General features: G+C 68.7%; 18 protein-coding genes and 1 tRNA gene. 12 read left to right on the top strand and 7 right to left on the bottom strand.

The features are described from left to right. Nucleotides 1-41: 41 nt before the first annotated feature. The 4 genes from hisC to hppD are packed head-to-tail and all read right to left on the bottom strand — an operon-like array spanning nucleotide 42 to nucleotide 4,098. Complete coding sequence (hisC, locus tag ACFQ4H_RS06565) at nucleotides 42-1,145, bottom strand: histidinol-phosphate transaminase (protein WP_377568049.1); 1,104 nt, start codon at nucleotides 1,143-1,145, stop codon at nucleotides 42-44. After that, nucleotides 1,142-2,182, bottom strand: a complete 1,041-nt coding sequence (locus ACFQ4H_RS06560; RefSeq protein ID WP_377568047.1) for an RDD family protein — start codon at nucleotides 2,180-2,182, stop codon at nucleotides 1,142-1,144. The genes hisC and ACFQ4H_RS06560 overlap by 4 nt, the downstream gene beginning before the upstream one ends. A 37-nt stretch (nucleotides 2,183-2,219) precedes the next feature. After that, a complete protein-coding gene (locus ACFQ4H_RS06555; RefSeq protein WP_377568045.1) occupies nucleotides 2,220-2,882 on the bottom strand; it encodes an RDD family protein in 663 nt (220 codons plus the stop codon). Nucleotides 2,883-2,892: 10 nt separating this feature from the next. Then, nucleotides 2,893-4,098 (bottom strand): 4-hydroxyphenylpyruvate dioxygenase, encoded by a 1,206-nt coding sequence (hppD, locus tag ACFQ4H_RS06550; RefSeq protein ID WP_377568043.1) that lies wholly within the window; start codon nucleotides 4,096-4,098, stop codon nucleotides 2,893-2,895. Nucleotides 4,099-4,241: 143 nt separating this feature from the next. Here hppD and ACFQ4H_RS06545 point away from each other — a divergent pair, with 143 nt between their 5' ends. The 3 genes from ACFQ4H_RS06545 to ACFQ4H_RS06535 all read left to right on the top strand — a co-directional run bounded on the left by ACFQ4H_RS06545 (nucleotide 4,242) and on the right by ACFQ4H_RS06535 (nucleotide 7,988). Then, nucleotides 4,242-4,766: an Lrp/AsnC family transcriptional regulator gene (locus ACFQ4H_RS06545; protein ID WP_377568041.1), complete on the top strand. Its 525-nt coding sequence runs from the start codon at nucleotides 4,242-4,244 to the stop codon at nucleotides 4,764-4,766. A gap of 56 nt (nucleotides 4,767-4,822) precedes the next feature. After that, on the top strand, nucleotides 4,823-6,250 hold the full coding sequence (locus tag ACFQ4H_RS06540; protein WP_377568039.1) for an outer membrane protein assembly factor BamB family protein: 1,428 nt from the start codon (nucleotides 4,823-4,825) through the stop codon (nucleotides 6,248-6,250). A gap of 67 nt (nucleotides 6,251-6,317) precedes the next feature. Then, nucleotides 6,318-7,988 carry a fumarate hydratase gene (locus ACFQ4H_RS06535; protein ID WP_377568037.1) on the top strand — a complete coding sequence of 557 codons (1,671 nt, stop codon included), beginning with the start codon at nucleotides 6,318-6,320 and terminating at the stop codon, nucleotides 7,986-7,988. Between the two features lie 111 nt (nucleotides 7,989-8,099). Here the strand turns inward: ACFQ4H_RS06535 and ACFQ4H_RS06530 are convergent, their stop codons facing one another. Beyond that, complete coding sequence (locus tag ACFQ4H_RS06530) at nucleotides 8,100-8,291, bottom strand: hypothetical protein (protein WP_377568035.1); 192 nt, start codon at nucleotides 8,289-8,291, stop codon at nucleotides 8,100-8,102. Between the two features lie 284 nt (nucleotides 8,292-8,575). Here ACFQ4H_RS06530 and ACFQ4H_RS06525 point away from each other — a divergent pair, with 284 nt between their 5' ends. The 3 genes from ACFQ4H_RS06525 to ACFQ4H_RS06515 all read left to right on the top strand — a co-directional run bounded on the left by ACFQ4H_RS06525 (nucleotide 8,576) and on the right by ACFQ4H_RS06515 (nucleotide 12,784). Next, nucleotides 8,576-9,301, top strand: coding sequence for a helix-turn-helix domain-containing protein (locus tag ACFQ4H_RS06525; protein WP_377568243.1), 726 nt, complete (start codon nucleotides 8,576-8,578; stop codon nucleotides 9,299-9,301). A gap of 268 nt (nucleotides 9,302-9,569) precedes the next feature. Beyond that, nucleotides 9,570-10,970 carry a class II fumarate hydratase gene (locus ACFQ4H_RS06520; RefSeq protein WP_377568033.1) on the top strand — a complete coding sequence of 467 codons (1,401 nt, stop codon included), beginning with the start codon at nucleotides 9,570-9,572 and terminating at the stop codon, nucleotides 10,968-10,970. Nucleotides 10,971-11,080: 110 nt separating this feature from the next. Further along, entirely contained in the window at nucleotides 11,081-12,784 is a 1,704-nt protein-coding gene (locus tag ACFQ4H_RS06515; RefSeq protein ID WP_377568241.1) for a S8 family serine peptidase, read from the top strand. Nucleotides 12,785-12,915: 131 nt separating this feature from the next. On the opposite strand, the gene ACFQ4H_RS06510 is transcribed toward ACFQ4H_RS06515, so the two are convergent. Next, nucleotides 12,916-13,563 (bottom strand): IclR family transcriptional regulator, encoded by a 648-nt coding sequence (locus tag ACFQ4H_RS06510; protein WP_377568032.1) that lies wholly within the window; start codon nucleotides 13,561-13,563, stop codon nucleotides 12,916-12,918. 150 nt (nucleotides 13,564-13,713) lie between these two features. On the opposite strand from ACFQ4H_RS06510, the gene cysS reads away from it, so the two are divergent. The 3 genes from cysS (at nucleotide 13,714) to ACFQ4H_RS06495 (ending at nucleotide 19,212) form a co-directional block, all read left to right on the top strand. Then, the gene (cysS, locus tag ACFQ4H_RS06505) at nucleotides 13,714-15,129 is read left to right on the top strand and encodes a cysteine--tRNA ligase (protein WP_377568030.1); all 1,416 of its coding nucleotides are present in this window, start codon (nucleotides 13,714-13,716) and stop codon (nucleotides 15,127-15,129) included. Further along, nucleotides 15,129-16,313, top strand: a complete 1,185-nt coding sequence (gene rlmB / locus ACFQ4H_RS06500) for a 23S rRNA (guanosine(2251)-2'-O)-methyltransferase RlmB (protein ID WP_377568028.1) — start codon at nucleotides 15,129-15,131, stop codon at nucleotides 16,311-16,313. Before cysS ends, rlmB begins: the two co-directional genes overlap by 1 nt. A 139-nt stretch (nucleotides 16,314-16,452) precedes the next feature. Further along, nucleotides 16,453-19,212, top strand: coding sequence for an Hsp70 family protein (locus ACFQ4H_RS06495; RefSeq protein ID WP_377568027.1), 2,760 nt, complete (start codon nucleotides 16,453-16,455; stop codon nucleotides 19,210-19,212). An 89-nt stretch (nucleotides 19,213-19,301) separates the two neighbouring features. On the opposite strand, the gene ACFQ4H_RS06490 is transcribed toward ACFQ4H_RS06495, so the two are convergent. Further along, nucleotides 19,302-20,393, bottom strand: a complete 1,092-nt coding sequence (locus tag ACFQ4H_RS06490; protein WP_377568025.1) for an ABC transporter ATP-binding protein — start codon at nucleotides 20,391-20,393, stop codon at nucleotides 19,302-19,304. Nucleotides 20,394-20,768: 375 nt separating this feature from the next. Between ACFQ4H_RS06490 and ACFQ4H_RS06485 the strand changes: the two genes are divergently transcribed. The 3 genes from ACFQ4H_RS06485 to ACFQ4H_RS06475 all read left to right on the top strand — a co-directional run bounded on the left by ACFQ4H_RS06485 (nucleotide 20,769) and on the right by ACFQ4H_RS06475 (nucleotide 24,663). Next, nucleotides 20,769-20,842: transfer RNA gene (locus ACFQ4H_RS06485), tRNA-Thr, on the top strand. 647 nt (nucleotides 20,843-21,489) lie between these two features. Next, complete coding sequence (locus tag ACFQ4H_RS06480; protein ID WP_377568022.1) at nucleotides 21,490-23,718, top strand: proprotein convertase P-domain-containing protein; 2,229 nt, start codon at nucleotides 21,490-21,492, stop codon at nucleotides 23,716-23,718. 204 nt (nucleotides 23,719-23,922) lie between these two features. Further along, nucleotides 23,923-24,663, top strand: a complete 741-nt coding sequence (locus tag ACFQ4H_RS06475) for a phosphodiesterase (RefSeq protein ID WP_377568020.1) — start codon at nucleotides 23,923-23,925, stop codon at nucleotides 24,661-24,663. Nucleotides 24,664-24,688 lie beyond the last annotated feature (25 nt).

The following is a 24,688-nucleotide window of genomic DNA, read 5'->3' as shown; positions in this document are numbered from 1 at the left end:
CGGACGCACCGGAGTGCGCCCGTAGCCAGCCGGGCAGACCGCTAGAGAGCCGTCTCGGCAACGGCCAGGAAGGCGTCGTTCTCGGCCGGGGTGCCGACCGTGACACGTACGCCATCACCGGCGAATGGGCGGACGATGACCCCACGCGCCTCGCAGGCCTTGGCGAACTCGACGGCACGGTCGCCCAGGGGCAGCCAGACGAAGTTGGCCTGGCTCTCCGGTACGTCCGGCACGAGTTTGCGGATCGCCTCGGTCAGCCGGGCCCGCTCGCCGACGACCAGGGCGCACCGGCGACGGACCTCCTCCTCCTGGCCGAGGGCGGCCAGCGCACCGGCCTGTGCGGCGCTACTGGCGGAGAAGGGGGTCACCACCTTGCGTACCGTGGCAGCCACCTCCGGCTGCCCGACCAGGAAGCCGATCCGGAGTCCGGCCAGCCCCCACGCCTTGGACAGCGTCCGCAGCACCACCACGTTGGGCCGGTCGCCGTACACGGCCAGGCCGTCCGGCACGTCCGGGTCGGTGACGAACTCCCGGTACGCCTCGTCCAGGACGACCAGTACGTCCTGGGGCACCGAGTCGAGGAAGCGGTCCAGTTCGGCCCGTCGCAGGCTGGTGCCGGTCGGGTTGTTCGGGTTGCAGACCAGGATCAACCGGGTGTGCTCCGTCACCGCGTTGGCCATTGCCGTCAGGTCGTGTCCGTGCGCGGCGGTGTTCGGCACCTGCACGCTGGTCACGCCGCTGGTCGCCGCGATGATCGGGTACGCCTCGAAGGACCGCCAGGAGTAGACGATCTCGTCTCCGGGCAGGCAGGTGGCGCGGACCAGGTGCTCGCAGAGCGCCACTGAACCGCAGCCGGTGGCGATCCGATCGGGGGTGACGCCGTACCGCTCGGCCAGCGCGTCCCGTAGGGCCAGCACACCCATGTCCGGGTAGCGGTGCGAACCGGCGACCGCTTCGGCGACCGCCTCGGCGACACCGGGCAGCGGGCCGTACGGCACCTCGTTGCTGGCGAGTTTGATCGCTTCGGTGAGCCCCAACTCGCGGGCGAGGTCGGCGGGACTGCGGCCCGGCACGTAGGTGGGCAGCGCATCCAGATCGGCACGGGTCAGCCGGGGTGGTTGGGAGCGGCGTTCGGGGCCGGTCATTCGGGACCTCCAGGGGTTTCGGTGGGTTCGCCGGCTGGGGTGGGGGACTGCCGGGAGACCTGTACGACGACCGTCTCGGCTCTCTTGTCGTGCAGCGCCTGTCGTAGTGGCCGGTCGAAGAGCGGGAAGACGACGTCGATGAGTTGCAGCAGGAAGCCGAAGCAGCAGAACCAGAGCAGGGTCGGCAGGCCGAGGGTGTTCCATCGGCGCAGCGACTGGCCGAAGCCGAGCCGCTCCTCCTTGCCCAGCGAGACCACCTTGATCCCCATGATCCGTTTGCCGAGGGTCTGGCCACGGTTGGCGACCGCCGGCACCTCGTAGGCGAACCACAGTGCGGTGGCGACGAGCAGGATGGCGATCTGCAGACTGCCCGCCTGGTCACCGGGCTGGGGCAGCCCCTCGGTCGACGAATTGCCGGTCATCCCGCGTTGGAAACTCTCCCGGAAGACCGGTGCCATCTCCTGGATGTAGCGCCAGACGAAGAAGCCGTTGACCACGACGTTGAGCAGGAACACGATGCCGATGTCGATGAGTCGGGCGACCAGTCGGGCACCGAGCGACGCCAGGGCGTAGCCGTGCGGGCGGGGGGCCGGCGGCCGGTAGAGGAACGGCACGGGGTACGGCCAACCCGGTGGCGGCGTCATCCCGGGCGGGTAGTTGCCGGGCATCCCGTTGGCGGTCGGCGGAGTTCCGGGCGGATACGTCCATCCGGGCGGGTACGCGCCCGGGGCGCCCTGCGGCGGCTGGCCCGGTGGGAAGGGCTGACCGGGCAGGGGGAAGCCCGGACCGGGGACCCCGGCTCCGGGCGGGAGCGGCTGCCCGGGGAGGCCCGGTGCGTGCGGTTCCGCCGGCGCGGCGCTGGTCGGCCCAGCCGCCGGTGACTCGGGCGGTGTGACGGGTTCGAGCTCGACCGGTGGCGGGCCGGGAGGTGGGGTGGCGTCGACAGGCAGCGGCGCGGCGATCCAACCGTCGCCGTCCCAGTAACGCTGGGTGGTCGGCTCGGCCGGATCGGCGTACCAGCCTGGCTGCACCGTCATATCGCCGACCTCAGTTCGCTTGCCGTGGAACGTCTTCTCACCCTGGAACCTTAACGACCACGGTACGGGCGAACTTGTCGTGGAGGCACTGCTGGTAGGGCTTGTCCCACAGTTGCCAGAGCCCGTCCACGTAGCTGAAGCCGGGCACGAACCCCGCTGCCAGGTTCTGCACCAGGAACCGGCGGAAGGTGGTGGCCCGGTCCAGGGTGGCGGTCGGGTCCAGCGGTACCACCTTGATCTTCATGGACTTCTTGCCGAAGGTCTGGCCGGTTCGGAACATCATCTCGACGTAGTAGACGTACGACATGATCATGGTGAGCAGGATGACGACGGCCTCGACCAGCAACAGCGGCAGGAAGAAGTCGGCAAAGAAGTCCGGCGTGGGGTAGGTGCCGTCAGGTGCCAGCTCGAACGAGTCCTTCATGATCACATACATCGCGATGAGCATGGCGGGGGCGATCAGCACCATGACGACCGCGACCATGATGGCGGAGTCGATCAGCAGCGCCAGGAGCCGGTCGGAGAAGCTGGCCAGCGGCTGCCCGGCCGGGCTGGTCGGCGGCGGGGGTGGGGTCGGGTGGGCGAACCCCGGAGGTACGCCGTACCCCGCCGGGGGTTGACCCGGCGGGGGCGGCGGACTGGCCTGACCGGGGTACGCGTCGGCCGGCGGAACAGTCGGATGACTTGGGGGCTGGGTCACGCCGACAGTGTTACAGGTTGCCGCGACGCTCCTGTTCCCGCTCGATGGCCTCGAAGAGCGCCTTGAAGTTGCCCTTGCCGAAGCCGAGCGAGCCATGCCGTTCGATCAGCTCGAAGAAGACCGTCGGCCGGTCCTGCACCGGCTTGGTGAAGATCTGGAGCAGGTAGCCGTCCTCGTCCCGGTCGACCAGGATCTTGCGGGACTTCAGCTCCTCGATCGGCACCCGGACCTTGCCGATGCGTTCCCGCAGCTCCGGGTCGTCGTAGTACGAGTCGGGGGTGTCCAGGAACTCCACCCCGGCGGCCCGCATCACGTCCACGCTGGCCAGGATGTCGTTGGTGGCCAGGGCGATGTGCTGTGCGCCCGGCCCCTGGTAGAACTCCAGGTACTCGTCGATCTGCGACTTCTTGCGGGCGATCGCCGGCTCGTTGAGCGGGAACTTCACCTTGCGGGTGCCGTTGGCGACCACCTTGCTCATCAGCGCCGAGTAGTCGGTGGCGATGTCGTCGCCGACGAACTCGGCCATGTTGGTGAAGCCCATGACCCGCTTGTAGAACTCCACCCACTCGTCCATCTTGCCCAGTTCGACGTTGCCGACGATGTGGTCGACGGCCTGGAAGAAGCGCTTGGGCTGGAGGCCGGCGTCGATGGCCGGCTGCCGGTCGACGATCGGTCCACGGGTGACGAAGCCGGGCAGGAACGGGCCGGTGTAGCGGGAGCGGTCGATCAGCGAGTGCCGGGTGTCGCCGTACGTGTCGATGGCGGCGAACCGTACCGTGCCGTGCTCGTCGGTGACGTCGGTGGGTTCCGTCCGGCCGGTGGCCCCCTGGGCGAGGGCGTACGTGTACGCGGCGTCGACGTCCGGCACCTCCAGCGCGATGTCGACGACCCCGTCGCTGTGCTTGGCCACGTGCTCGGCGCCGGGCGCGTCCGGGCGGACCGCCCCACAGATGACGAACCGGGCCGAGCCGCTGGTGAGGACGTACTCCGCATAGTCGCGGTAGCCCTGCTCCGGGCCGCGGTACGCGACACAGGTCATGCCGAACGCGGTGGAGTAGTAGTGGGCGGCCTGTTTGGCATTGCCGACCATGAAGACGACGTGGTCGAGGCCCTTCACCGGGAAGGGGTCACTGGTGATGTCGTGGTCGACCGCGCCGATCAGGCGGTTGACGTCCACCTCGTCGGTGCTGCTGGTTCGGTCAAGCGCACTGGTCATCGGGCACTCCCTCCATCCACCGCCCGCCGGATGACTCGGCGTCCGGTAAGCCGTCTTGTGGGGAGGATCGCCGTAGCGTCAATCACTGTGCAACTGTTGGATGAATCGATGGTCAGTTTGTGCATTCAGTATGGTCGGCAAACATGAAAGCTGTGCAGGATGTCCAGCTCGATCAGCTGGATGTGAAGTTGATCGATCTCTTGCTGGTCGAACCCCGGATCGGGGTGCTCGAATGTTCGCGCCGACTACGGGTGGCTCGGGGGACGGTCCAGGCCCGGCTGGACAAGCTGCTGGCCCGGGGGGTCATCGGTGGATTCGCGCCGGAGATCTCGCCGGCCGCGATCGGTTTCGACGTGACCTCGTTCGTGACGCTGGAGATCAGTCAGCGGCACGGGCACGAGGCGGTGACCGAACACCTGGCGCAGATCCCGGAGGTGCTGGAGGCGCACACCATCACCGGGTCGAGCGACATGCTCTGTCGGATCGTGGCCCGGTCCAATGCCGACCTGCAGCGGGTGATCGACCAGATCGTGTCGTACGAGGGCATCGGCCGGGCCTCGACGGTCATCGCGCTGGCCGAGCAGATCCCCTACCGGGTGCTGCCGTTGGTGCGTTCGACGGTAACTCCGCAATCAGTGATAAAAACCGGCAAAAAAGGCGAAAATTGACGACACGGACAGTCGACCTTAGCGGCTACTGACCGAACGCCCGTTACGGTGGCCGGGTGGCGAAGGGGAGCGCCAAGAGCCTGCGCGTGAAGGGCGTACTCGCCCTCGCGTTGGTCGTGCTTGTCGCGCTCTCCGTGACGGGCGTGTGGAACCCGTTCCCGAACATGTGGCAGTGGGTCAACCGCAGCGAACCCCTGTCGGAGCCGGACGTGATCTGGCAGCAGCGGGTCGACGGCACCCCGAAGAGCGTCACGGTGGCCGGCAACGCCGTCGTGGTCGAACACCGCACCACCGTGGAGGCCCGCAGCCTGGCCACCGGCGTACGGCTGTGGGACCGCAAGGCCGACTGGGTAGCTCCCGCCGGCGGCCCGCAGGACTCTGTCGTCGCCGTGGGGAAGTTGCTGATCAAAGGGTACGAGTTGATCGACCCCGAGACCGGTGCGGTACGGCGCCGGGACAACCGGGCGATCGCCGTCTGGACCTATCGCGACGCGGTGCTCGACGCCCGGTGCAGCGACGCCAAGGAGTGCACGCTGACCGCCTGGGAGCCACGGGGCACCAACCCGCTGTGGACGGCGTTCCTGCCCGGCGTCAGCGCCGGGCTCTTCGCCGACAACCCGGAACTACTGGGTACCCGGCGAATCGCCTCGGAACAGATCCCCTCCTCCATCGGTGGTCCGGAAGCGATGCCGCCGCTGCTGGCCTTCCCGGTCGACGGCCGGGTGCACATCCTCGACACCGCCACCGGCCAGGTGGTGCCGGACCTCAAGGTCGACAGCACCGCCCGGCTCGTCGCAGTCGGTGGGCGGGTGCTGCGGATCGAGGCCACGTCCGCGGACGGCACCTGCTACTTCTCCGTCACCGCCCGGGACCCGTTCAACAACCGGGAGATCTGGCGGCACGCCGGGATCAACCTGCGTACCGCCAGCGGGTCCGGCTGTGTGCAGCGGGAGGATCCGCAGGGCGGCCGGAACGTGATCGTCGGTGTGGGGCCGGACATGCGTGAGGCGGTACTCGACGGATACAACGGGCGAGTGCTCTGGGTCGGCGAGGTGGGGGAGAAACTGGTCGCGGTCGACGACCGGTATGCGCTGGTCCGTACCGCCGACAAGAAATCGATCAACACCCGGGCGCTGCCCAGCGGACGGATCCTCTGGACCAGACCGGTCAGCCAGGAGGGCAGTGCGGCCCTCACCCGGTACGCGGCCGTGATCGTGGACCAGAAACCGGATCGCATCGTCGTACTCGATCTACGAACCGGTCGGGAGCTGATCAATCTCGAGTCGTCGGCGAAGGTGCTGGCGATAGGCCCGGCTGGCCTGGTCATCGGTGAGGGACGGGAGATCGGATACGCCGGGTTCGGCGGTCCGGCAGCTACGCCGGGTAAGCCGGATCCGGGCGCCGGAGTGCCCGACAGCGGCTCGCGACCGGACGGCGGTGGCAAGGACGGCGGCGGTAAAGACAATGGTGGCAAGGACGGATGAGAGCGGCGTCCCAGGAGCGACCCGGCGGGTACGACAAGCCCGGCACGCTGCCCTAGGCTTTGCGTTCATGAGCAGTGCCGCCGAGTTCTCCTACGCCCCCTTGCTGCCTCTGGGGGACGACCAGACCGAGTATCGATTGGTCACCGACGAGGGCGTCGACGTGGTACACGGGCCGGGCGGACGGCGATTCCTCACCGTGGAGCCCGCCGCGCTGACCGCGCTGACCGCCGAGGCGATGCACGACATCGCGCACTACCTGCGCCCCGCGCACCTGGCCCAGCTCCGGTCGATCATCGACGATCCGGCCGCCTCGCCCAACGACCGGTTCGTCGCGCTCGACCTGCTGCGCAACGCAAACATCGCGGCCGGTGGCGTACTGCCGATGTGCCAGGACACCGGCACCGCGATCGTGATGGGCAAGCGCGGCCGGCACGTACTCACCGACGGGTCGGACGCGGAGGCGATCAGCCGGGGCGTCTACCAGGCGTACACCCGGCTCAACCTGCGCTACTCGCAGCTCGCCCCGATCACCATGTGGGAGGAGCGCAACACCGGTAGCAACCTGCCGGCGCAGGTGGAGATCTACGCCGAGGACCCGGACGGGCACGCCGACGCGTACAAGTTCCTCTTCATGGCCAAGGGCGGCGGCTCGGCCAACAAGTCGTATCTCTACCAGGAGACCAAGGCGCTGCTGAACCCCACGCGGATGATGCAGTTCCTGGAGGAGAAGCTACGGCTGATCGGCACCTCGGCCTGCCCGCCGTACCACCTGGCGATCGTCATCGGCGGCACCTCGGCCGAGTTCGCGCTCAAGACCGCCAAGTACGCCAGCGCCAAGTACCTCGACAACCTGCCCACCTCCGGCTCGATGCAGGCGCACGGCTTCCGGGACCTGGAGTTGGAGGCACAGGTGCTGGAGCTGACCCGCCAGTTCGGCATCGGCGCGCAGTTCGGCGGTCGCTACTTCTGCCACGACGTACGGGTGGTGCGGCTGCCCCGGCACGGCGCGTCCTGCCCGGTCGCCATCGCCGTCTCCTGCTCGGCGGACCGGCAGGCGGTTGCCAAGATCACCCCGTCCGGGGTGTGGCTGGAGCGCCTGGAGACCGACCCGGCCCGGTTCCTGCCGGACGTCACCGACGCCCAACTCGACCCCTCCGCCGAGGTCGTACGCGTCGACCTCAACCGGCCGATGGACGAGATCCGGGCCGAGCTGTCGAAGTACCCGGTGAAGACCCGGCTGTCGCTGACCGGCCCGCTGGTGGTCGCCCGCGACATCGCCCACGCAAAGATCGCCGAGCGGCTGGACGCCGGCGAGCCGATGCCGCAGTACCTGCGGGACCACGCGGTCTACTACGCCGGCCCGGCCAAGACCCCCGAGGGCTACGCCTCCGGCTCGTTCGGGCCGACCACCGCCGGCCGGATGGACGCATACGTGGAGAAGTTCCAGGCGGCCGGCGGCTCGCAGGTGATGCTGGCCAAGGGCAACCGGTCAGCGCAGGTCACCCGTTCCTGCCAGCAGCATGGTGGGTTCTACCTCGGTTCGATCGGCGGCCCGGCGGCCCGGTTGGCCCAGGACTGCATCAAGCACGTCGAGGTCCTGGAATACCCGGAACTCGGCATGGAGGCGGTCTGGAAGATCGAGGTCGAGGACTTCCCAGCCTTCATCGTGGTCGACGACAAGGGCAACGACTTCTTCGCCGAGGTCACCAAGCCGGTGCTGACCGTCGGCCGCCGCTGACCGTCGTTATATCGCGACCTGCGCAAATGGCGGAGCCCTCCGGTCATCGTGCCGGAGGGCTCCGCCATGTCCGGAGGTCACCGACGTGGGTGTCGGACCGGCGTGTTCGGGTCACCCCCGGCAGCAGTACGACTCGTACTCGTACAGCGCCGTCACACCCTTCCCACGGTCGCGGTCGGAGAGGGTCAGGCGCTTGACAGGGACGATGACTCGCTGCCCCGTCGAGCCGCTACCCGCGTCCATCAACACCTCGACCATCTCTTTGCTCGGTAACTCACGCGGGCCGATCACCAGGATCGTCATGAGATTGCGCCTTCCGCTCGGGGCCGATTGTCTGAGGTCCGCCTGGGGTGGTTGGGCGAGTTGTGGCCTGCCGGCGGCCACCCCGGGGATGGGACGCGCTTCGGTCTTGGTGTTCGAGTCACGGCCGAGCCGGAGCGTTGGGTACACAATGTCGCCGGAATGTCGTCTGGTGCGACGACAATCGATACGACATTTCGGCGACATCTGAAGCGACATTTCGACGTCATTGGCGTTACCCTCGCCAGGTGGAGATCACGCCAAACGCAACGCTGCGGGCCGTGCGTATGGGCCTGCTGATGAGCCAAGACGACTTCGCGCGAGCGCTTCGAGAGGCTGGTGCCCGGGCCGGCGTGCCCAACGACGCATCCAAGCGCCTGGTGCAGCGCTGGGAGGCCGGGGTCATCACGACGCCCCGGCCGGCGTACGCGCGCGCCCTGGAGGCTGCCACCGGCCTACCGATCAGCTCGCTGGGCTTCAGCGTGGCCGTTCCCCAGGCCCGCATCTCGGACGACGGCCAGGGCGGCCACGACGTGGAGGCCACCGAGCCGGCCGGGCCGGTGCCGAACAGCGGGCCGGCCGCTCGTACCGCCCCAGCCGGCAACTACTCCGGTGTGTGGCTGTCCCGGTACCAGTACTTCAGCTCGGGCCGAGGCGACATGTTCACCGGCCTGCACTACGTGGTCGTGCTCCAGCACGGCGACCGGATCACCGTGCGCTCCCTGCCGCGGTCATCGGACTCGCCGCTGACCATGGATCTGACCGTGGACGGCAACGTCATCACGGGCACGTGGGTGGAGCAGACCGCACCGGAAGGCTACTACCGGGGGGCGCGCTATCACGGCGCGATCCAGCTCCTGGCCGAGCCGACCGGGCGCCGGCTGGCCGGTAAGTGGGTGGGCTTCGGCAAGGAGATGGACGTGAACACCGGTCCGTGGGAGCTGATTTTCCAGGACGCGAGCACGAACAAGGCGACGCTGGCCAAGTACGACCGGCGGCCCGAGCCGGACTGAACCTCGCTCCCGCTGACGGTTGGCCGTCAGCATCGACACGCGTTACGTCACGCAGAGTGGTTGAATTTCGTCGGCGTGATTTAACGTGGCGCGGGAAAGACTTGGAAACTGGCTCCGTAATGGAGGGCCAAGCTTGAAAAGCCAGGCCTGGTTTTCAAGGACTGGCGGCAGCGGTGCCCCAAGCAGGCTGAGCAACCCTGCCGTGGCTGCACTACCCAAGTGTTGTCACCTTCCTGCGAGTCCCGGCCGGGCGCGGCAGGATGGAACGGTGACGACACCAGAGGCAACCGGCTACCGGATCGAACGCGACACCATGGGCGAGGTCGAGGTGCCCGCCGAGGCACTGTGGCGCGCCCAGACGCAACGCGCGGTGCAGAACTTCCCGATCTCCGGGCGTGGCCTGGAGTCGGCGCACATCCGGGCGCTGGCCCAGATCAAGGGTGCTGCCGCCCAGGTCAACGCCGAACTCGGCGTGATCGACACAGACGTCGCCGAGGCGATCGCCACCGCCGCCGCACACGTGGCCGACGGCACGTACGACGACCACTTCCCGATCGACGTGTTCCAGACCGGGTCCGGCACCTCGTCGAACATGAACGCCAACGAGGTCATCGCCACCCTGGCCGCCAGGGAACTGGGTCGCGAGGTGCATCCCAACGACGATGTGAACGCCTCGCAGTCCAGCAACGACGTCTTCCCGTCATCGATCCATCTGGCGGCCACCCAGGCGGTCGTACACGATCTGCTGCCCGCTCTGGCGCACCTCGCCGGTGCGTTGGAGACGAAGGCCGAGGAGTTCACGACCGTCGTCAAGGCCGGCCGTACGCACCTGATGGACGCCACGCCCGTGACGCTCGGTCAGGAGTTCGGCGGGTACGCCGCCCAGGTGCGCTATGGCGTCGAGCGGCTGGAGTCCGGCCTGCCCCGACTGGCCGAGCTGCCGTTGGGCGGTACCGCCGTCGGCACCGGGATCAACACGCCGCTCGGCTTCGCCGCCCGGGTGGTCGCCAAACTCCGGGAGGCGACCGGGCTGCCGGTGGTCGAGGCACGTAACCACTTCGAGGCCCAGGGTGCGCGGGATGCGCTGGTGGAGACCTCGGGGCAGCTCCGTACCGTCGCGGTCAGTCTCTACAAGATCGTCAACGACATCCGGTGGATGGGCTCGGGGCCTCGTACCGGTCTGCGCGAACTACAGATCCCCGACCTCCAGCCGGGATCGTCGATCATGCCCGGCAAGGTGAATCCGGTGGTCTGCGAGGCCGTACGTCAGGTCTGCGCCCAGGTGATCGGCAACGATGCGGCCATCGGCTTCGCCGGTTCGCAGGGCGACTTCGAGTTGAACGTGATGCTCCCGGTGATGGCCCGCAACCTGCTCGAATCCATTCGCCTGCTGGCTGCGTCGAGCCGGCTGCTGGCCGACCGCTGCGTGGTCGACCTGGTCGCCAACGCCGAGGTCTGCCTGGCGTACGCCGAAGGCTCGCCCTCCATCGTCACCCCGCTCAACCGCCACCTCGGGTACGACGAGGCGGCCTCCATCGCCAAGGAGGCGTTGGCGAACGAGGCGACGATCCGGTCCGTGGTGCTCGCCCGGGGACACGTCGACAACGGGCGGCTCACCGAGGAGCAGCTCGACGAGGCCCTGGACGTACTCCGCATGACCCACCCCTGACCGGGTTCGGGAAGACGGGGAAAGGTTGATAATCCGGGCAGCCCTCTGGCGAACGTCGATCCAATCCGGTGTGATGCTCCCACTACCCCTCAACGAGAGGATCCTCTGTGGTGAGCAGAAGATTCACTGCCGGAGCAGTCGCGACCGCGACTACGCTGGCCTTCCTTGTGGCCGCGCCGGCCAGCTCGGTCACCGCGGCACCTGCCAGCGTCACTGAGTACACGGTGGTGGCAGAGGACGGTGTCTCCGCTGACACGGCCATTGCTGCGATCCAGGCGGCGGGCGGCACCGTGGTCTCCCGTACCGACAGCGTTGGCCTGTACCAGGTGACCAGCGACCGGAGCGACTTCGCCAGCCGGGTCACGGCAGCGGAGTCCCTGATCGGTGCCTCCGAGAAGAAGCCCATCGGCTGGGCGCCGAAGAAGAAGCTCGACCGGGTCGAGCAGGAGAACCTGCTGGCTGCCGCCAAGGCCAAGGCCAACAAGCCGAACCAGGGCAACAAGAAGGCGGGCATGGACCCGCTCGACGACAAGCTGTGGGGCCTGGAGATGATGCGGGTCGACAAGGCCCGCAGCAAGGAGGCCGGCGACCGGCGGGTGACCGTCGGCATCCTGGACACCGGGCTCGACGCCAGCAACCCCGACCTCGCCCCCAACTTCAGCTGGTCGCTGTCGCGGAACTTCGCCCCGGACATCCCGGAGATCGACGGCCCGTGCGAGGTGGCGAGCTGCCTCGACCCGATCGGCACCGACGACGACGGGCACGGTACGCACGTCGCCGGCACCATCGGCGCGGCGGCGAACGGGACCGGGGTCTCCGGTGTTGCGCCGAACGTGACGCTGGTTGGGCTCAAGGGTGGCCAGGACTCCGGCTACTTCTTCCTCGACCCGGTGGTCAACGCGCTGGTCCACGCGGCCGACGTCGGGATCGACGTGGTCAACATGTCCTTCTACGTCGACCCGTGGGCGTACAACTGCCTGAACAACCCGGCCGACTCGGCGGAGGAGCAGGCTTCGCAGCGGGCGACCATCCGGGCCATGCACCGGGCGCTCGACTACGCCCACTACCGGGGCGTGACCCTGGTCGGCGCGCTCGGCAACAACAACGAGGACCTGGGCGCTCCGCGTACCGACACCTCCAGCCCGAACTACGGCGGTACGCCCCGGCCCCGGCCGATCGACAACAGCAGCTGCTGGGACCTGCCGATCGAGGGCCCGCACGTCATCGGTGTCTCCTCGCTCGGCCCGTCGGGCAAGAAGTCGGACTTCTCCAACTACGGCACCGAGCAGATCTCGGTCGCCGCGCCGGGTGGCTGGTTCCGTGACGGGTTCGGCACCCCGAGCTTCCGTACCGACGCCAACATGATCCTCTCGTCGTACCCGAAGAAGATCCTCCAGGCGGAGGGTTCGGTCGACGCGGACGGCAACATCGTCGCGGGCTACGAGGAGTCGGTGTTCAAGGACTGCACCGCCAGCGGTGAGTGTGGCTACTACACCTACCTTCAGGGCACCTCGATGGCCGCACCGCACGCCTCCGGCGTGGCGGCGCTGATCGTCAGCAAGTTCGGCAAGCGTGACTTCGGACGGGGTGGCCTGACCCTGGACCCGAACAAGGTGGAGAACCACCTCTACCGCACCGCCGCCGAGCACGCCTGCCCGACCCCGCGTCTGCAGCAGTACCGCAACGAGGGCCGGGACGAGACGTACGACGCGTACTGCGCGGGCGGCGAGAACTTCAACGGCTTCTACGGGTACGGCATCGTCGACGCGTACGCGGCGGTGACCACTCCGTTGCAGCCCTGGAAGCGGCCGTAACCGGTAACACCCGCATCGCCTAGTTGATCGAGGGGTTCGCGTCACCGGCTTCGGCCCAGGTGACGCGAACCTCCTGGTCGGTGCGATCCTCCTGGTCGACGCGATCCTCCTGGTCGACGTGGAGGAACACCTCAGGACAGGGCCCGGCAGACCGCGTTCGCGGCGACCAGGACCTGCTGGCCGATGGTGGCGACATCCAGCGGAGCCAGTGCCACGACACCGACACTGGCCTCCAGTCCGGGTACGCCGAGCACCGGCGCGGCCACCCCGTACGCCCCGGGCTGCAACTCGCCGCTGGTGGCGACCGGCTGGGACTGCCCGGCCCGCCCGGCCAGGATGGCCTGACCGGCGGCGCCCCGGTCCAGCGGGTGACGCGATCCGGTCCGGTACGCCACGTGGAACGCCGTCCAACTCGGCTCGACCACGGCGAGTGCCACCCCCTCCCCGCCCTCCACGACGGTCAGGTGCGCGGTCGCCCCGGCCTGTTCGGCCAGTCGGCGTAGGGCCGGCAGCGCCCCCTCGGCCAGCAGCGGCTGAGCCCGGCGGGCCAGGTGCAGCACCCCGACGCCCAGGCGTAGTCGACCAGCGCTGTCCCGGCGGAGCATCCCGTGCTCGGTGAGTGCGCCGACCAGCCGGTAGACCACTGCCCGGCCGACACCGAGTCGGGCCGCCGCCTCGGTGACGGTGAGGCCCCCCGACGCGTCGGCGACCAGGTGCAGTAGGCGTAGACCCCGGTCGAGGGTCTGTGCTGTCTCGCCGGCCCGGCCCACAGTCTCCACAGCAGGCAGCGTACGTCCGTACCGGACGGGGGCGCGCGTTGCCGGCACGGTCCGTGGGCATCTTCGGGGCCGCCGGTCCGGCTGTCTCCGGCCGTCCGGACCAGCCATCTCAAGACAACGGCGGAAAGTGACGGCCGCTACCCTTGTACGGTGACGCTACGCCTGTATGACACCGCCACCCGATCGGTGCGGGACTTTGTTCCGCGGGAACCCGGCAAGGTGGGGATCTACCTGTGTGGTCTCACGGTCCAGTCTCCGCCACACATCGGACATCTTCGATCAGGCGTCAACTACGACGTGCTGCGTCGCTGGCTGCTGCGGTCCGGGTACGAAGTTACCTTTGTCCGTAACGTCACTGATATCGACGACAAGATCCTGGTCAAGTCGATCGAACAGGGCCGGCCGTTCTGGGCGATCGCCTACGCCAACGAGGTGATCCTCGGCGATGCCTACCGGACGCTCAACGTCCTGCCGCCGACCTACGAGCCGAGGGCGACCGGGCACATCCCGGAGATGCACGACCTGATCCAGAAGTTGATCGCCGACGGGCATGCCTACCCGGCCGAGGACGGCTCGGGGGACGTCTACTTCGACGTGCTGTCCTACCCGGCGTACGGCGCACTCTCCGGCCAGCGCCCGGAGGCGATGCAGGCCGCCGGCGACGCCCCCGACCGGGGCAAGCGTGACCCACGCGACTTCGCCCTGTGGAAAGGGATCAAGGCGGACGAACCCGTCGAGGCGGCCTGGCCCTCGCCCTGGGGGCCGGGGCGGCCGGGTTGGCACATCGAGTGCTCGGCGATGTGCTGGCGCTACCTCGGTGCCGAGTTCGACATCCACGGCGGCGGCCTCGACCTGACCTTTCCGCATCACGAGAACGAGATCGCCCAGTCGAAGGCGGCGGGCTTGCCCTTCGCCCGCTACTGGGTGCACCACGGCCTGCTCAACCTCGGCGAGGCCAAGATGAGCAAGTCGATGGGCAACGTCCTCGACCTCGACCACGTACGGGCGCTCGGAATACGTCCGGTCGAACTGCGTTACTACCTGGTCGCACCGCACTACCGGTCCCGGATCGACTACTCCGACGAGTCGCTACGCGAGGCAGCGGTCGCCTACCGGCGGATCGAGGGCTTCGTGGATCGAGCGGCGGAACGGTTCGGTGCCGGTGAACTGGGTGCGCCACCCGCGGCGTTCGGTGCCGCCATGAACGACGACCTCAACACCTCGGCCGCCCTGGCCGTGGTCCACGACACCGTCCGGGACGGCAACCTGGCGTTGGCTGCCGACGACGAGGCCGCCACCCGTACCGCACTGGCAGCGGTCCGGGGGATGCTGGATATCCTCGGTGTGGACCCGCTCGACGTCTCGTGGGCCGGTGACGGTCAGCAGGACGATCTGCGTGGTGTGGTCGACGCGCTGATCGCGTTGGCGCTGGAACAGCGCACGCAGGCGCGGGCCCGTAAGGACTGGGCCGCGGCCGACGCGGTGCGGGATCAGCTCAAGCAGGCCGGTGTGGTGGTCGAGGACACGCCACAGGGCCCCCGTTGGACAATTGGAGAACAGGACTGATGGCCGGCAACTCGCAACGCCGTGGCCGGCGGGTCACCCCCAAAAAGGGCGCAGCCACCGGTTCCGGTGGTAAGAACCGGGCCGGTCTCGCCGGCCGGGGCAGGACCCTGCCCGCCGACGAGCGCCCCTGGCACAAGGGCTACTCCGGGACCGAGAAGGTGCCGCAGCGTACCGCCTGGAAGCAGGAGAAGGAACGCCGCGCCGCAGCCGAGGAGGGCCGGGCACCGAAGATCGGCGTCCCGGGTACGAAGGACACCACTTGGGGCGCCGGCACGGCGACCGGGAAGGGTGGCCGTGGCACCGGGGCTGCCCGTGGCGGTGCCGCTGGCCGGGGCGCATCGGCTGGTGGACGCGGCACCGGCGGCCGGGGCGCGGGCGGTCGGCCGCCGGTCCGTACCGGACCCCGGGTTGCCCCGGGCCGCAAGGCGATGCCGGCCAAGGATGCTCCCGAACTGCTCGTCGGTCGCAACCCGGTGCTGGAGGCGCTGCGGGCCCGGGTGCCGGCCACCGCGCTGTACGTTGCCCAGGGCATCGACATCGACGACCGGGTCAACGAGGCGGTGCGTACCGCCGCCGATCGCGGGATCGCCATCCTGGAGATCAGCCGGGCCGAGTTGGACCGGATGACCGGTGGCGTGCTGCACCAGGGCATCGGTCTCCAGGTGCCGCCGTTCGCGTACGAGCCGTTCGACGACCTCGTCACGATGGCGCTGGAGCAGACCACCCCGCTGCTGGTCGCGTTGGACGGGGTCACCGATCCCCGCAACCTCGGCGCGGTGATCCGGTCGGCGGCGGCCTTCGGTGCCCAGGGCGTCTTCGTACCGGAACGACGGGCCGCCGGCATCACCGCCACGGCCTGGCGGACCAGTGCCGGTGCCGCCGCCCGGGTTCCGGTCAGCCAGGTCACCAACCTGACCCGTGCGATCAAGGCGTGTCAGCAGGCGGGCTTCATCGTGGTCGGGCTGGACGCCGACGGCGAGACCAGCCTCTACGACCTTGAGGTGGCGGTCGGGCCGCTGGTGGTGGTGGTCGGCTCGGAGGGCCGGGGACTGTCCCGTCTGGTCGGGGAGACCTGTGACCTGCGGGTCGGCATCCCGATGTCGTCGTCGGTGGAGTCGCTCAACGCCAGCGTCGCCGCTGCGGTGACGTTGGCCGAGGTTGCCCGGCGACGTACCACCGCCTGACCGAACCGGACGCGAACAACGGCCGGTCCGGACCGCTGATCGAACATGATTGATTAGATCAGCGGCCTGGACCGGCCGTTTTGCTCTTCCCCGTAACATGCAATGCCGGGCATCCCCTCGCCCCTGGAGGAAACGGCACATGGTACGGCAGGATGCCGGCTTCGCGATCGGCGTCGACCTGGGTACGTCCAACACCGTTGCGGTACTGCGCTGGCCGGATGGTCGGACCCGACCGCTGCTCTTCGACGGACAGCCGATCATGCCGTCCGGTGTCTTCCTGGACGCGGCGGGGCGACTGCATGTCGGGCGGGACGCGCAACGACTGGCTCAGGCCGATCCGGCCAGCTACGAACCCAACCCCAAGCGACGGGTCGACGAACCGGCCATCCTGCTCGGTGACCGTGAGGTGCCCACGGCAGAGCTGCTGGGCGCACTGCTACGGGCGGTCGCCCAGGCGGCGGTCGAGGCGGTCGGGTTCCTGCCGCCGGCCGTACTCACGTATCCGGCCACCTGGGGGGCGCGCCGTCGTGAGGTGCTGGCCGCAGCGGTCGGTCGAGCCGGCTGGCCACCGGCTGATCCGCTGGCCACCCCGACCAGCATGTCGTTCGGCGCGCTCGGCCACACCCTGCTGGTGCCCGAGCCGGTCGCCGCCGCCCGGTACTTCGCCGACGTGCTGCGCCGACCGGTGCCGGTCGGGTCGGCCATCGCGGTCTTCGACTTCGGGGGCGGCACGCTGGACATCGCGATGGTCCGCAACGAGGGAGCCGACCAGGCCGGGCGGTCCCGGTTCGCGGTGATCGGATCCGGCGGGGTCGGCGAACTCGGCGGCCTCGACCTCGACGCGGCCCTGGTCGGGCACCTGGGAACACTGGTGGCCACTACGAGCCCGCAGGTGTGGCAGCGGTTGACCCAGCCGGAGACCACGACCCAGTGGCGCGACCGCCGGCAGTTCTGGGACGACGTACGGGGCACCAAGGAGATGCTCTCCCGGGCCAGTGCGGCCCCGGTGGCGGTGCCCGGCGTGGACCAGGCACTGCATCTCACCCGTGACGAGTTGGAACGGTTGATCACTCCGTTGCTGCGTCGTGGCGTTGCCGAGGCGGCAGGTGTGATCAGTCGTGCCGGATTGGTCCCGCAGCAGCTCGCGGGGCTTTTCCTCGTCGGTGGGTCGTCCCGGGTTCCACTGGTTGCCCGGCTGCTGCACGCCGAACTGGGGATCGCGCCGACCGTGCTGGAGCAGCCCGAGCTGCCGGTGGCCGAGGGGGCGCTGGCGGAACTCGCCGTTGTGACGGGTGCCCTGCCCGCCGGGACGGCAACACCCCCGACGGGTGCAGCGCCACCGCTGGGTGCAGCGCCGCCGCTGGGTGCAGCGCCACCGGTGGGTGCAGCGCCACCGGTGGGTGCTGTGCCGCCGCTGGGTGCTGTGCCGCCGATGGTTGCCGGGGCGACCGTACGAGGGGCACCCGTGGCGGCTGGAATGTCGCCGCCGATGCCGACGTCGGTACCGCCGGCCGCTGGTCCCAAGCGGTCCCTCCTGGGCCGACCGAAGATGTTCCTGACCGTGCTGGGGGTCGCACTCGCGCTGGTCGGGGTGGTGGCCACCGCCGTGTTCTACCTGACCCGGGACAGGTACGCGGACCTCGCCTTCCAGCCGTTCGAGGAGATCGGCCGGGTGAAGACCACCGACGAGGGATCGGCGTTGTTCGGCACGGAGATCACCGGTGATCGTGCGTACCTCGCCTATGAACGGGAGGACGGACGGCTCGAGGTGATCGCGGTCAAGGCCAGCACGGCCGAGGTGTTGTGGCGCGAGCGGACGGACAGCACCTCGGACCAGTGGCGGGGCATTCTCGGGGCGCAACACAACGCGGTGGCCGTGCTGGCCAGCGAATCGCGGGAGGCTGATCTTCGCGATCTGATCGTGCTCGATCCGACGAACGGCAGGAAACTGTGGAGCCGTGGCGTTCGTGGCGACGACTCGATCCTCTTCTTCGAACAGGTCGTGGTGCTGGTCGACCGGACCGCTGGTCAGCTGATCGGTCTGAACGTCCGTACCGGCCAGCAGAAATGGTCGTTGCCGAATCCGAAGGACGAAGACGGCACCACCGGTACGGCGGTCTACCGGGTCTCGACGGCTGAGGGGCTGGCCGGTCCAGGTACGCGTTGGGGCAATCCCCGGGACCAGTACCGCGGCGAGGAACAGCGAATCGTGCAGATCGGTGCAGACCGGTCGGCCCGTGTCATCGATTCGCGTACCGGCAGCGTGCTCAGGAGCAGTCGTAGCGTCGCCGACCTCGACGATCACGTGGTCGCGCACGACGGCCGGCTCTACGTCGCCCCGAACGACTACGGCTACCGGCTCGTCACGTACGACCTGGACACCATGGGTGAGCCGAAGAGCCTCTACACCGCCGACGACAAGCAGCGCAGGGTGGAGGCACTGGAACCCTGCGGCCAGGACCGGGTGTGCCTGCTGGAGCGGGCGAACGCCGATGCAAAGACCACCGAACTGGTGGCTGTCAGCGCCGACGAGAACGTTTCGACCTGGCGTAAATCGGCACCGGCCGCGGAATCGATAGTGTCGATCGGGGAGCACACCCTGATCCGTACGTCCGGGTCGGAGTACCAGTCCACGGTCTTCGACCCGGACGGAACCCAACTGCTGGCCCGGAAGGGGAACGGCGTACGAGTCGACGGCGGAAATCTTCTGCTGTTCGACGAGGACCCGTCGGACTATCCCACCGACGTGGGGGTCGCGGGCATCCCGCTCAACTCGAAGAAGCGGATCGAGCTGGGAAGACTCAGCGGTGTCCGCTCGTCAAGCTGTTCGTGGAACACGGCTGTCATCGTCTGCGCCACGCGAGCGGAGTTCGTGTTCCTGCGCTTCGTCGAGGCATAGTCAGTCGCAGCCGGAGAAGCGTGCTGTTTCCGTACGCGGAAGGGGGCGGCCCGCAGCAGCGGACCGCCCCCTTCCGGTTGTTCCTCGGGTCAGATGCGCAGGCCCGTGGCGGCGTTGAACGCGTGCTCCCGGCCCGGCCGGGGCTTGACGTAGACGGTGTCGCCCATGTTCGGCGTGTGGCGGCGGTCGGTGCGCACCACGAACCGCTCCGAGGCTCCGTCGAGCGCGGCGTGCCCGTAGACGTTGGCGTCCGAACCGAGGTCCTCGACCAGTTCGACGACGACCGGCATACCGCCCTCGGAGGCGCTGACCAGGTCACAGTCCTCGGGACGGAAGCCCACGGTGACCTTGCCGTCGCCACCCTCGGACTTGGCGGCTGCCACCTGCTCACGGGTGAGCGGGACGGTCATGCTCGCGAAGACGGCGCCGTTGTCGGTCAGCGGCACGGTCTTGATGTTCATGGCGGGGGAGCCCATGAAGCCGGCGACGAAGACGTTGGCCGGGGTGTCGTAGAGCGCCCGGGGGGTGTCCACCTGCTGGAGCACACCGTCGAGCATGACGGCCACCCGGTGACCCATCGTCATGGCCTCGACCTGGTCGTGGGTGACGTAGACCGTGGTGACACCGAGCTTGGCCTGTAGCGAGGCGATCTGGGTACGGGTCTGTACCCGCAGCTTGGCGTCAAGGTTGGACAGCGGCTCGTCCATGAGGAAGACCTGCGGCTCCCGGACGATGGCCCGGCCCATCGCGACCCGCTGGCGCTGACCGCCGGAGAGCGCCTTGGGCTTGCGGCTCAGGTACTCCTCCAGTTGGAGCAGCGCAGCCGCTTCCTTGACCCGCCGGTCGATCTCGGCCTTCGAGGTCTTACGGAGCTTCAGCGCGAAGGCCATGTTCTCGTAGACCGTCATGTGCGGGTACAGCGCGTAGTTCTGGAAGACCATCGCGATGTCGCGAGCTTTGGGCGGCAGGTGGGTGACGTCCCGGTCGTCGATGTGGATCGATCCCCGGTCGACGTCCTCCAGGCCGGCGAGCATGCGCAGGCTGGTGGACTTGCCGCAACCGGAGGGGCCGACGAGGACGAGGAACTCGCCGTCGCCGATCTCAAGGTCGAGTTCGTTGACCGCAGGCCGTTCGGAGCCCGGGTAGATCCGGCTCGCCTTGGCGTAGGTGACCGTAGCCATGAGGGGGTGCTTCCTTTCACCGGCAGGAACGTGCCGGACGATCCGAGTGAAGGAGCGACCGGTACAGCCCTGCACCGGTCTTACGGGGACACGCCCGGGCCGCTACGCAGTTCGGAGTGTCGTCCGTGTCACGCCACCGTAAACGGGTTTCCTGAGGCTGCCAAGAGCGAGGTCCCCTGATAGGACACACTGCATTCACAATTCGGTCATCGGAGCACGGCGGGACATCAATCGCCGTTGCCGCAGTAGCGCTCCGTGACCAGCGGGAGCGGCCGACCGGGTGGCGGCCCGGCCGCTGGGGATGGTCTTGACGATTGGGCGGCCAAGGTTGCCGCAATATCGGGAAGTCACTGGCTATGCTGACCCCGAGCAAACGCCCCTGTAGCTCAGTTGGCCAGAGCACCCGCCTTGTAAGCGGGATGTCGCCGGTTCGATCCCGGCCGGGGGCTCTCAGATAGGTCGACCCGCCTGCACGTCGGTAGCCGGGCAGCCCAGCGGCCGGCTGGTCGCCGCCAGGTAAAGCCGCAGCTGCCGATCCCCGGTCCGGGCGGCGGTAGCCATCCCACTGCAGTCATCCAATTGCAGTCATCCCACCGCAGTCATCCCACCGCTGTCCCGGATGGCGAACAGCCGTACCTCACCGCTGTGGGTGACGGCGTGATCCGACCGTGGCTGTGTCTGCGGCCCGGCCGCTGCGCCCGGCCGCTGCGTCCGGCTGGGCCCACATCACCCGCGCAGGTGCTGACGGCAGGGGGTCGCCGTCGGGTGCCGATCGCGCCCTCGTCGTTGGTTCGGACCGCTGGCGGCTGCGCACAATGATCGGATTGCGCTCTGCGCTTCGCCGGCGAACATAGCCGATACATACAGATGAGTAAATTTCATAAGCTCGATATCTATCTGTTGTCCGGCTATTTCGGACGGCGGTGAACTGTGATGCACGGTTAGCCTGGAACAGCTCAGCATACGGGACAGGCATCGAAAATGATATATCTCTACATTGCGCCTTCTCCGGCCTAGCATCTCCTCAACCAAGTACGACGCCCATCGATCGATGCTTCACGAGCGCACGATCAGGCAGCAGAGGGGAACAGGGGAGATGTCACAACAGAGATCACCCGGGCGCCGTTGGCGCCTCGGTGCGGTGGCGGCCACTGCGGTCGCTGCGGCGGCGTTCGGCACCCCCGCCGTCGCCGCGCCCGCTGAGGGCCAGATTCTGCAGGCTGGCGGTGCTACCGCCATCGCCGACTCGTACATCGTGGTGCTGAAGGACACCATGGTGACGCAGGGCAACGTCAGTACCAGCGCCACGGCACTGGCCAGCCGGCACGGCGGCACGGTGGCCCGGACCTACCAGCACGCGCTGCGCGGGTTCGAGGCGAAGATGTCGGCCGCCCAGGCGAGGCAGTTGGCCGCCGACCCGTCGGTGAAGTACGTCCAGCAGAACCACACCGTGAAGATCGCTGGTACGCAGAGCCCAACGCCATCCTGGGGGCTCGACCGCATTGATCAGCGTAATCTTCCGTTGAACAACTCGTACACCTATCCGAACAACGGTGCGGGCGTACGGGCGTACATCATCGACACCGGTATCCGCTTCTCGCACAGTGACTTCGGCGGGCGTGCGGTCACCGGATTCGACTCCGTCGACGGCGGCTCCGCCGACGACTGCAACGGTCACGGTACCCACGTCGCCGGCACGGTCGGCGGCAACGCCTACGGTGTGGCCAAGGGCGCGACGCTGGTCGGCGTCCGGGTGCTCGACTGCGGTGGTAGCGGGTCGTACGCCGGCGTCATCCAGGGCATCGACTGGGTCACCGGCGACCACGACCCGGGCGAGCTCGCCGTGGCGAACATGAGCCTCGGCGGCGGCTTCGACCAGGCCACCAACGACGCGGTGACCGCGTCGATCGCCGACGGCGTGACCTACGCCATCGCGGCCGGTAACGACTACTCCGCCGACGCCTGCGGTGTGTCCCCGGCCAGCACCCCGAACGCGATCACGGTGGGTGCGACCGAGTCCAACGATGCCCGGGCCAGCTACTCCAACATCGGCACCTGCCTGGACATCTTCGCCCCGGGCACCGGGATCACCTCGGCGTGGTACACCAACGACACCGCCACCAACACCATCAGCGGCACGTCGATGGCGACCCCGCACGTGGCCGGTGCGGCGGCGCTGGTGCTCTACGCCAGCCCGTCCTACACCCCGCAGCAGGTACGCGACAAGCTGGTCAACGACGCCACCAACGGTGTGGTGACCAACCCCGGTACCGGCTCGCCGAACAAGCTGCTCTACGTCGGCAACATCACCCCGCCGACGCAGGACTTCTCGATCGCCGTGGCCCCGAACTCCGGTTCGGTCAACCCGGGTAGCTCGGTCAGCGCGACGGTGAGCACGACCACCACGGTCGGCGGCGCGCAGACGGTCGCCCTCAGCGCCAGCGGCCTGCCCAGCGGTGCGACGGCCGCCTTCAGCCCGTCGTCGGTCACCTCGGGTGCGTCGTCCAGCCTGACCATCAGCACCACCGGTACCACCGCGCCGGGCACCTACTCGGTGACCATCACCGGTACGGGCACGGTGACCACGCAGAGCACGACCTACACGCTGACGGTCAACGGCCCGCCCGGCTGCTCGCAGACCAACGGCACGGACGTGACCATCTCCGACAACAGCACGGTGGAAAGCTCGATCACTATCTCGGGCTGCTCCGGCAACGCCGGCACGGGCAGCACCGTCGCGGTGGACATCGTGCACACCTACATCGGTGACCTGGTCGTGTCGCTCGTCGCGCCGGACGCCAGCGTCTACACGCTGCACAACCGCACCGGCGGCTCGGCCGACAACATCAACCAGACCTACACCGTGAACCTCTCCAGCGAGGTGGCCAACGGCACCTGGAAGCTGCGGGTGCAGGACGCCGCCGGTGGCGACACCGGGTACCTCAACAGCTGGACGCTGAACCTGACCGGCACCAGCACCCCGGGCTGCACCGGCACCAACGGCACCGACGTCACGATCCCGGACAACACCACGGTGAACAGCACGATCGCCATCACCGGCTGCTCGGGCAACGCGTCGGCGACCAGCACCGTCCCGGTGAACATCGTCCACACCTACATCGGTGACCTGGTTGTCAGCCTGATCGCGCCGGACGGCACCGCCTACGTGCTGCACAACCGCACCGGCGGCTCCACCGACAACATCAACCAGACCTACACGGTCGACCTCTCCTCGGAGACCCGCAACGGCACCTGGACCCTGCGGGTGCAGGACGCCGCGGGTGGCGACACCGGCTACATCAACAGCTGGACCGTGAACCTGTAGCCGTACCAGCGACACCAGCGACACCAGCGCAAACCCACGCGGCCGGGGCTCAGACTCTCGTCGGGGCCCCGGCTCCGTCGTGGCTCGGCTCAGATCGAACACCGCTCCCGAGGTACGGAACACAGCGTGCGGTTCGCGGCATCATGGACTGGCCGGGGCCGAGGTGGCAGGCAGCGATGGACCGGAAGCAGAAACGAGGACCTGATGATCCTGCTGGCCCAGATCAGTGACCTGCACCTGGACGGCACCGAGCGGGCGACCGAGCGAGCTGCCCGGGTCATCGACCACCTCCGGGAACTGCCCCGGCCGGTCGACGCCCTGCTGGTCACCGGGGACATAGCCGACAACGGCGATCCGGCCGAATACGAGGAGGCCGCACGGCTGCTGGCCGTACCGTTTCCGGTCCTGACCTGTCCGGGCAACCATGACGTCCGAAGCGCCTACCGTACGACGTTGCTGGGTGAGCCTGCGGCCGACGGACCGGTCAACCAGCTGCACCGCGTCGGGGACCTGGCAGTCCTGATGTGCGACTCGACCATCCCCGACAACGCTGCTGGACGCCTCGACACCGAGACCCTCGACTGGCTGGCCGCCACCCTCGATGAACTGGACGGCGAGGTCCCAGCTCTGATCGCGTTCCACCATCCGCCGGTCGAGCTGCACCACCCACTGCTCGACGGAATCCGACTGCGTAACCCCGATGACCTGACCGACCTGTTGGCCAGACATCCCGAGGTCGTCGCGGTCGTCACCGGACATGCGCACACCGCCGCTGCCTCCACCCTCGCCGGCCGACCGATGCTGGTGGGTCCGGCGGTGACCTGGACCCTGCGCCTGCCCTGGGAGGGTGACGAGCCCGTGGACCGGTCACAGCCGCCAGCGCTCGCGTTCCACGTACTCGATGACGCGCGGCGGCTGACCACCCACTACCGTGTCGTGCCCTGACCTGGTCGGGGCCAGAGCCGGTCGA

Source organism: Micromonospora sonneratiae (assembly GCF_042679305.1).
GTDB lineage: Bacteria > Actinomycetota > Actinomycetes > Mycobacteriales > Micromonosporaceae > Micromonospora_H > Micromonospora_H sonneratiae.
The sequence above is the reverse complement of the archived record's forward strand: the minus strand, read 5'-3'. Positions and strand labels throughout refer to the sequence as shown.

What these genes read in the sequence shown, in the direction of transcription:
- hisC (WP_377568049.1), bottom strand. Translation starts at nt 1,145, where the DNA reads ATGACCGGCCCCGAACGCCGCTCCCAACCACCCCGGCTGACCCGTGCC.
- ACFQ4H_RS06560 (WP_377568047.1), bottom strand. Translation starts at nt 2,182, where the DNA reads ATGACGGTGCAGCCAGGCTGGTACGCCGATCCGGCCGAGCCGACCACC.
- hppD (WP_377568043.1), bottom strand. Translation starts at nt 4,098, where the DNA reads ATGACCAGTGCGCTTGACCGAACCAGCAGCACCGACGAGGTGGACGTC.
- ACFQ4H_RS06545 (WP_377568041.1), top strand. Translation starts at nt 4,242, where the DNA reads ATGAAAGCTGTGCAGGATGTCCAGCTCGATCAGCTGGATGTGAAGTTG.
- ACFQ4H_RS06535 (WP_377568037.1), top strand. Translation starts at nt 6,318, where the DNA reads ATGAGCAGTGCCGCCGAGTTCTCCTACGCCCCCTTGCTGCCTCTGGGG.
- ACFQ4H_RS06530 (WP_377568035.1), bottom strand. Translation starts at nt 8,291, where the DNA reads ATGACGATCCTGGTGATCGGCCCGCGTGAGTTACCGAGCAAAGAGATG.
- ACFQ4H_RS06525 (WP_377568243.1), top strand. Translation starts at nt 8,576, where the DNA reads ATGGGCCTGCTGATGAGCCAAGACGACTTCGCGCGAGCGCTTCGAGAG.
- rlmB (WP_377568028.1), top strand. Translation starts at nt 15,129, where the DNA reads ATGGCCGGCAACTCGCAACGCCGTGGCCGGCGGGTCACCCCCAAAAAG.
- ACFQ4H_RS06495 (WP_377568027.1), top strand. Translation starts at nt 16,453, where the DNA reads ATGGTACGGCAGGATGCCGGCTTCGCGATCGGCGTCGACCTGGGTACG.
- ACFQ4H_RS06490 (WP_377568025.1), bottom strand. Translation starts at nt 20,393, where the DNA reads ATGGCTACGGTCACCTACGCCAAGGCGAGCCGGATCTACCCGGGCTCC.
- ACFQ4H_RS06480 (WP_377568022.1), top strand. Translation starts at nt 21,490, where the DNA reads ATGTCACAACAGAGATCACCCGGGCGCCGTTGGCGCCTCGGTGCGGTG.
- ACFQ4H_RS06475 (WP_377568020.1), top strand. Translation starts at nt 23,923, where the DNA reads ATGATCCTGCTGGCCCAGATCAGTGACCTGCACCTGGACGGCACCGAG.